This window comes from Rhodococcus sp. BP-261 (assembly GCF_019835205.1).
GTDB classification, from domain to species: domain Bacteria; phylum Actinomycetota; class Actinomycetes; order Mycobacteriales; family Mycobacteriaceae; genus Rhodococcoides; species Rhodococcoides kyotonensis_B.
Genome location: NZ_JABUCO010000048.1, coordinates 1 through 8,075 on the forward strand (window position 1 = coordinate 1; position 8,075 = coordinate 8,075).

Consider the following 8,075-nt stretch of genomic DNA (forward strand, 5'->3'; position numbering starts at 1 on the left):
AACGACTCGCCCAAGGCAAAAGCAAACGCGACATCATCCGCTGCCTCAAACGAGCCGTCGCCCGCGAAATGTTCCAGCTACTCACACAGAAAATCAGCAGTTGACACTCATAGGAGCATCACGGGTGCGACGCGCATGTCCCGTGCAAGCGTCGTGCAAGCGGACGGGTGCACTGTTCGTGGCATGACACCAGCTATCGAGGCAGTGGACCTCGTCAAGATGTTCGGCTCGCACCGCGCCGTGGACGGCGTATCCCTGACGGTTCCCGCAGGCGCCGTGTACGGCGTCCTCGGGCCGAACGGTGCAGGCAAGACCACGACCGTTCGCATGCTCGCCACCCTCCTGCGTCCCGACGGCGGCGCGGCGCGCATCTTCGGCCACGACGTCATGTCCGACGCGACCGCCGTGCGCTCGCTCGTCGGCGTCACCGGCCAGTACGCCTCCGTCGACGAGGATCTGTCGGCGACCGAGAACCTCGTCGTCTTCTCCCGGCTCCTCGGCCTCGGCCGAAAAGAGAGCCGCCGCAAGGCCTCCGAGCTGCTCGAGGAGTTCGGACTCACCGAGGCCGCGAGCCGTCCGCTGAAGAATTTCTCCGGCGGTATGCGTCGTCGACTCGATCTCGCGGCCAGCCTCATCTCCTCCCCTCCCCTGCTGTTCCTCGACGAACCGACCACCGGTCTCGACCCACGCACCCGCGCGCAGATGTGGGAGACGATTCGCCGACTCGTCGCCCAGGGCTCCACCGTTCTGCTGACGACGCAGTACCTCGACGAGGCCGATCAGTTGTGTGACCGGATCGCCGTCATCGACCGCGGCAAGGTCATCGCCGACGGCACGGCGGACGAGCTCAAGGCGTCGGTCGGCATCTCGTCGCTGCAGCTGACACTCGCCGACGGCACACAGTTCGACGCGGCCCGGTCCATCGTCGCCGCGCAGCTCGGCGTCGAGGTGTCGGCGTCCGCCGAATCCGGCCGTCTCACCGCACCGATGACCGACCCGTCGCACACTCCCGAGATCTTGATTCGGCTACGCGAGCACGGCATAGCCGTCGACGAAATCACCGTCTCCAAGCCCAGCCTGGACGAGGTCTTCATGACCATCACCGGACACGACACGATCGAGGCCGCATGACCACGACACTCACCAAACCCGAACCCGCACAACGACAACTGAACCCGCAGCGCACCATCTCGCTTCGACAGTCCGTCGCCCATTCGCTGACCATGGCGTATCGCGGACTGCTCAAGTTCAAGCACAACCCGGAACAACTGTTCGACGTCGTCTTCCAGCCGGTCATCTTCACCTTGATGTTCGCCTACATCTTCGGCGGCGCGATCAGCGGAAACGTCGACGCGTACCTGCCGCTCATCATTCCGGGCATTCTCGCGCAGACGGTCATCACGACCTCCGTCGTCACCGGCACACAGCTGCGTGAAGACATGGACAAGGGCGTGTTCGATCGCTTCAAATCGCTTCCCATCGCCCGTATCTCGCCGTTGGCCGGGGCACTGACCGCCGACGTCGTGCGCTACTTCATCGCCACCGTCATCACGTTCGGCACCGGCTACGCGATGGGCTACCGACCCGGCGGCGGAGCACTCGGCATCCTCGCTGCAGGCGCACTGGTGATCTTCTGCGCATGGGCCATCAGCTGGATCTTCGCCCTGATGGGCGTCCTGATGAGCAAAGCCTCGTCGGTACAGGGGGTGTCGATGATGATCCTGTTCCCGTTGACGTTCCTGTCCAACGCATTCGTGCCCGTCGACACGATGCCTGGCTGGCTGCAGACGTTCGTCGGCGTCAACCCGGTTTCACACCTCGTGACGGCTGTTCGCGAACTGTCCAACGACGGGCACGTCGGAATCCACGTCCTGTGGTCGATTCTCGGCGCGGCGATCGTCGTCGCGGTCGTCGCACCACTCACCGTCAGGGCGTACATGCGCAAGGCGTGACGTTCCCGGGTCAGGACCGAAGCAGCTCGAGTATCCCTTCGAGCGCTTCGGTTCTCGTCGTCTTCGCGACACGGGCAACCTGGTCGTCGACGACGGCGTCGCCGAGAACGCGTCGTGCCGCGTCGAGATGCAACTGGGGACGCATGGTCGAGTAGTCGTGTCGTGCATGCACTTTCACCGACAGCGCGAGGAGCTCGACGCCTCGTCCGGGGTCACGCCCGGAGTGGACGTCGAACGATCCGACGGCACAGGCGACCGATCCCAACTGCGGCAGGTCCCGGAACTCGTTGGTTCCGAGCCGTCGCAGTGCGACCTCGGTCAGAACGACGACGGTGTCGGCGATGCGGCCCGCAGCACCGTGCAGCACGTGAGCCGCGACGGATGCGGCGGCGAGCAGCGTCAGATACGGGTCGGTGGGTACGTCGGCCGAGAAGCCGGCGATCTCGGTGGAGCGACGGTACAGCGCGAGGCCGGATTCGATGTTTCCCTCCGCCAGGTCGGCCTCTGCACGCGTGGCGGTGATCGACGCCAGACGCTGATCCTGCTGATCGGCATCCGAGCTGATCGACGACTCACCGTCCACGCTCATCGCAGCGACGTCGTCGATCAGTGTGCGGCCCTCGGCAATTCGGCCGTCGGCGATGAGCGCAGCACCGGCGAACCCGCGCATCTGTGCGCTCTCGTCGAACGAATGCAGACGCCACAGCAGATCGGCTGCGCGCGCATAGTGCGACACGGCGAGATCTGCTCGGCCCGACTGTCCGTGAATACTTCCGAGACTCTGCGACGCCGACGCGGCGGCCCACGTGTCACCGCGGTCGACGGCGAGTGCGTAGGCGACGTCCGCGTCGCGCGCGGCAAGGTGCAGGTAGCCGAAGTTCTCGGCGAGCCCCGCTCGAACCATTCGTGCTGCACAGCGACGCGCGGGCTCGTCGGCCCGGACAGCATAGGCCAGTCGTCGTGGGAGACCTCGACCGTCGGTACGTCCGACCAGGACCTCCGCGACGAACCGCAGGCCCGGCTCGACACCGGAACGCGCACGTAGGCTGCGGCGCAACCGAGTTCGAATGCGTGCCGCATCCCGGATCTGACCGCCGCGCCCGACGTGCGCCAGGAGCACGACGTGGGCGAGCACGAGAGAATCGTCGTCGACATTCACGACCGCAGGCGCGTCCGTCATCCGCGGCGCCCAGTTCAGCACCTCGGTGTGCGCGCCGCGCAGCGACCAGAAGAAAGCGAGCGCCGCGAACACCGTGTACGCCTGCGGCCACCGCTCGTCGTCGACTGCATGGCGCAGTACGTCGACCAGGTTGTCGTGATCGGCTTCGAGCATGCGGATCACCGAGATTTGGTCTGACGTACGAAAGCCCGCGACCGCAGTGCGCGCGGCGGCGGTTCCCCACGCGAGCAGTCGCGCCCCGACCTCCGCGGCCTCGTCCTCGCGCAGTTGTTCCTCACCGAATTCCCGGACCGTCTCGAGCATGTGGTAGCGCACGTGCTCGTTCTCGTCGACGACGGTCAGCAACGACTGGTTCACGAGCCCGTCCAACGCATCGGCGACGTCGTCGACGCCCGCGAACCCGGCGACTCGCTCGGCCGCGTCGACGGTGAATCCCGCTGGGAAACGACACAATCGGGCCAACGCACGTTGTTGCGGCGGCTCCAGCAGATTCCAGCTCCACTCGATGACCGCGTGCAACGTCCGGTGCCGCACGGGACGGGTGCGATCGGTGCTGCGCAGCAACGCGAATCGATGCTCGAGCCTCGCATTGATGTCTGCGACGGTGAGGGTGCGCACGCGGGCCGCAGCCAGTTCGATGGCGAGAGGCAACCCGTCGAGCGTGCGACACAGACGATCTACCTCGATCGGGTCGAACGACGCCGCCGGCCGCACCGCCCGCGCTCTGGACACGAACAATTGTGCTGCGGGAGAGTCGATTCCACCGGCGACCAGAGGAGGAAGCGGGTACGCGGATTCGGACGTGATCGACATCGGGGACCGGGAGGTGGCCAGCACCGTCAAAGAAGCACTGGCACCGACCAATTCGTCGACGATCTCCGCCACGTCGTCGATCAGATGTTCGCAGTTGTCGAGAATCAGCACTACCGCCCGACCGGACAACGCCTCCCGCAGACGCTCCCCCGCGGTCCGTACACGACCACCACCGATGCCGCCGATCTTCAGATCCGTCTCGCTCAGCCCGAGCGTTCCACTGATGGCGGCCACGACGTCCTGGCCGCGACGCAACGACGCGAGCTCGACGAGCACGACCGGCACCGATGACGACGCGCGCGAGCCGATTTCGTGGGCAAGACGCGTCTTGCCGCTTCCGCCCGGTCCGACGATGGTGGTCACCCGAGCCCGAGTCATCAGCGATTCGATCGCGGCGATGTCGCGCTCGCGGCCGATCAACTCGTTCGGCGCGGCACGCAACCCCACTGCGACGGGGGTGCGCGGCACGGTCGCCGACAGAATTTCGGCGTTGAGGTCGACGAGCATGGGCGACGGGTCGGTTCCCAGACGGTCGGCGAGGTTCTCCCGCAGCTCGGCGAACACCGCGAGAGCCTCGTTCGATCGGCCGAGGCCGTGCAGGCATCGCATGAGATCGGCAGCAGCCCGCTCGTCCAGCGCATCCCGTGCCGCGACGCGGCGAGCCGGCGCCAAGGCCCGCTCGAAGTCGCGCAGCCCGAGCAGAGCCTCGATCTCGATCGCGTCGAGTGCATCCGACGCGGCGTCCGCACGTGCTTTCAGGTCGTCGCCGACGGTTCCGTTCGGCAGATCGGATGCAGGCTCGCCTCGCCAGAGGGCGCGAGCCTGCCCGACCAGGTCGAGAGCCGCGTCGACATTCCCGGACGCGAGGTGACCGCGAGCCTGCCCGACGCGGGTTTCCGCGCACGTCAGGTCCAGCTGTTCCGGCGTCAGTACCAAGCGGTACCCGGCAGGGCTGCTCGAGAGAGTGTCCGGTGGCAGGACGGCCCGAAGCCGGGAGACCTGGGTCTGCAGCGCGTTCTTCGGGGCCCGCGGGGGCGCGTCGGGCCACACGTCGTCCAGGAGCGCGCCGACGCTCCGGCTGTGCCCCGGCGCGCACGCCAACGCGACGAGCAGAGCCCGCGCCCTGGCGCCGGGAATGGACACGAGTTGCCCGTCGATCCGGGTGCTGACAGCACCCAGCACGCCCACGTCGATCCTGACGGCGGGGGCGTCGACGTCGACTGCGCGAGTATCCAGAGGCACCGATCGACATCGTAAGTGAGTGTGCCGACACGGTCCCACATTCAGCCCCTGGTCGGTTATCGATCAAAAAACAAACCGAAAGACGGTATAGTGCGACGGGGGTCACCAGGACGCGCAGGTGGAGGAACTGCCGAATCGGGGAGTGGGAGGGCGCGAGAAGCAATGGTGTCGATAGGAATGTCGATGGGCGCGAGCGGCATTCGTGCCGTGCGCACGGCCGACGGCGTGTCCTTCTCGGCCGAATGGTTCCCGTCTGCGGCCGACGTTCCCGACGCCGACGACGTCGCGCACGCCATCCGGACCATCGTCGACCGCTCCGACGCACCGCACTCGCTCGGCGTCGCGTTTCCCGACCCCAGTTACTCCGCAGCGCTGAAGGCGGCCCTCGTCGAGGAGTACGTCTCGGAGGTCCATATCATCTCCGAGATCGCGGGCACCCTCGAACAGCTTCGGGCCGACCCCGATTTCCGCTACCGCACGGTGGCGATCTACGACCTGGGCGCCACCGGCCTGGACATGACCGTCGCCGATACCGACAGCGGCACGGTCTATGCCGCGACGAGGTCGCAGGATTTCAGCGGCGACGTCCTCGATCTCGCGGTGCGCGACTATCTCATGACGCTCGACATCCTGGCCACTCCGCGTACTCCGGACGAGGAAGCGGGACTGCTGGCGTTCAGCCGCGAGATCAAGGAAGCGTTGTCGACGCACGAGGCAACCCAGACGTCCGACGGCGCCTTCCGACTGATGGACCGGCGGATGTTCGAGATCTGCATCATGAGGGCGGTCGAGCGGTCCGCGATCGCGCTACGCGACCTCGCGGAGATGTCGGAGATTCCGCCGGAAGCCGTCGTCGCGATCGGAGGCGGGGCCCGGATCCCGCTGATCGAGGACATTCTTGGGCGCTACCTTCAGCTTCCCGTCGTCAGGCCCGACGCACCGGACTTGATCGCGTCGCGAGGCGCAGCGCTGTACGCGACACGTGTCGACGGCGTGCGCAACGCCGCTGCGCCCCCTGCCAGGCGCAGCGCGAAATCGCTGCTGACGCCGCTGCTGCGCTTCGGTCTGCCGTCCGTCGTCGCATTCGGGTTGTTGTCGTGGGTCATGTGGCCGTCGCCGGAGGCGGAATCGACGATGACCCGCGTTCCTGCTCCTGCTGTCGACACGTCGTCGACGCCCGTCACCGCGACACAGCTGCTGACCACCCTCCCGCCACCTGCTCCCGTCGTCGAGAACACCCCCACGATCGAGGCGCCCCCCGCCGAAACGCAGGCGTCTGCGCCGAGTGTGCCGAGCTACGACACCGGCGGGTACGTCGAACCCGCTGCCCCGCCGCCACCTCCGCCGCCATTCCAGTTGCCGCGCATCGAGTTACCGCAGATTCAACTACCCGTTCTGCCGCCGTTGCGTTTTCCCTAGGTTCTCCGTGTCTCGACACCTCCCGAGACAGACCTGGACGGTATGCGCAAAGATCGATGAATGGCCACCACAGCGCAATGGATCGAAGGCGCCCGTCCGCGGACGTTGCCGAATGCAATCGCCCCCGTACTCGTCGGAACGGGCGCGGCCGCATCGCTCGATGCGGCGGTGTGGTGGAAGGCGCTGCTCGCGCTCGTCGTGAGCCTGGCGCTGATCATCGGCGTCAACTACGCCAACGACTACTCCGACGGCATTCGCGGCACCGACGACGAACGCGTCGGACCGCTCCGGCTCGTGGGATCGAAGTTGGCGTCGCCCGGCTCGGTGAAAGCCGCGGCGATCGGATGTTTCGTCGTCGGCGGTGTCGCGGGACTGGTTCTCGCGGCGACGACGGCCTGGTGGCTCGTCGTCGTCGGCGCGGTCTGCATCGCGGGCGCCTGGTACTACACGGGCGGCACGAAGCCGTACGGCTACGCGGGACTCGGCGAAATCGCCGTGTTCGTGTTCTTCGGACTGGTCGCGGTGTTGGGCACGCAGTTCGTGCAGGCGGACCGGGTCGACTGGGTCGGTCTGGTCGCGGCGATCGCCGTCGGGTCGTTCTCGAGTGCAGTGCTCGTCGCCAACAATCTCCGGGACATCGACACCGATCCGGATTCGGGAAAGCTCACGCTCGCAGTCAAATTGGGCGACACGCGGACACGACTGCTCCACCTTGCGCTGATGGTGGTGCCGTTCGCCGTCACCGTGGCTCTCGCGGCCCGGACGCCGTGGGCGCTCGTCGCGCTGATCGCTCTGCCGCTGGCGGCACGGGCCAACAAGCCGGTGCGGTCCGGGCAGACAGGATTCGCGTTGATCCCCGCGCTTCGCGACTCCGGCCTGGCCATGCTCGTCTGGGGCCTGACGACCGGAGCCGCACTGGCGTTCGCCTAGCGGCGTTCCGGGACGAACGCTCCCAGCAGCCAGTTGACGATCGAGATGATCAGCGCGCCCCAGAAGGCCGCGCCGAACGTGGCGATCGTCAAGCCGTACTCGGTGGCCGACGAGATCCACGCCGTCAGCATCAGCATGAGCGCGTTGATGACGAGGGTGAACAGGCCGAGCGTCACGATGAGCAGTGGGAGCGACAACAGCTTCACCAACGGCTTGACGAACGCGTTGACGATCGTGAACACCGCAGCGATCCCGGCCAGGACGAGCAGGTCCCAGGCGGTCCCCCGCCCCGAACTCGATACGGCGATCCCGGACACCCACTGGGCGGCCAGCCAGATCGCGACTGCATTGATCACGAGCCGTACGAGAAATGTCATGCGAGCCACCCTACGTGCGCGCGAATGTACAGCCCGCTATACGGCGGTCTCAAGCAGTCATCGCAACGTGCCTGATCATTGAGGGATGGTTGCGATGGGACGTCCGGTGTACACCCATGAGGTGCGGATGCTGTTCTGGGTTCTGTTGGGTTGGGGCTCGAC

Annotated in this window: 6 protein-coding genes; 4 read left to right on the top strand and 2 right to left on the bottom strand. The window is 66.8% G+C overall.

Annotated features, from left to right (window positions below; genetic code table 11):
* Window positions 1–183 precede the first annotated feature (183 nt).
* Complete coding sequence (locus tag HQ354_RS25340; RefSeq protein ID WP_068429236.1) at window positions 184–1,131, top strand: ATP-binding cassette domain-containing protein; 948 nt, start codon at window positions 184–186, stop codon at window positions 1,129–1,131.
* Complete coding sequence (locus HQ354_RS25345) at window positions 1,128–1,952, top strand: ABC transporter permease (protein WP_068429233.1); 825 nt, start codon at window positions 1,128–1,130, stop codon at window positions 1,950–1,952. The genes HQ354_RS25340 and HQ354_RS25345 overlap by 4 nt, the downstream gene beginning before the upstream one ends.
* A gap of 10 nt (window positions 1,953–1,962) precedes the next feature.
* Here HQ354_RS25345 and HQ354_RS25350 read toward each other — a convergent pair whose 3' ends face one another.
* A complete protein-coding gene (locus HQ354_RS25350) occupies window positions 1,963–5,187 on the bottom strand; it encodes a BTAD domain-containing putative transcriptional regulator (RefSeq protein WP_308115294.1) in 3,225 nt (1,074 codons plus the stop codon).
* A gap of 183 nt (window positions 5,188–5,370) precedes the next feature.
* On the opposite strand from HQ354_RS25350, the gene HQ354_RS25355 reads away from it, so the two are divergent.
* Together HQ354_RS25355 and HQ354_RS25360 are read left to right on the top strand one after the other, a co-directional pair.
* A complete protein-coding gene (locus HQ354_RS25355) occupies window positions 5,371–6,606 on the top strand; it encodes an Hsp70 family protein (RefSeq protein ID WP_261769109.1) in 1,236 nt (411 codons plus the stop codon).
* Between the two features lie 60 nt (window positions 6,607–6,666).
* Entirely contained in the window at window positions 6,667–7,536 is an 870-nt protein-coding gene (locus HQ354_RS25360) for a 1,4-dihydroxy-2-naphthoate polyprenyltransferase (protein ID WP_167676518.1), read from the top strand.
* Here the strand turns inward: HQ354_RS25360 and HQ354_RS25365 are convergent.
* A complete protein-coding gene (locus HQ354_RS25365; protein WP_068429223.1) occupies window positions 7,533–7,913 on the bottom strand; it encodes a phage holin family protein in 381 nt (126 codons plus the stop codon). The two genes, HQ354_RS25360 and HQ354_RS25365, sit on opposite strands and share 4 nt — an antisense overlap.
* Window positions 7,914–8,075 lie beyond the last annotated feature (162 nt).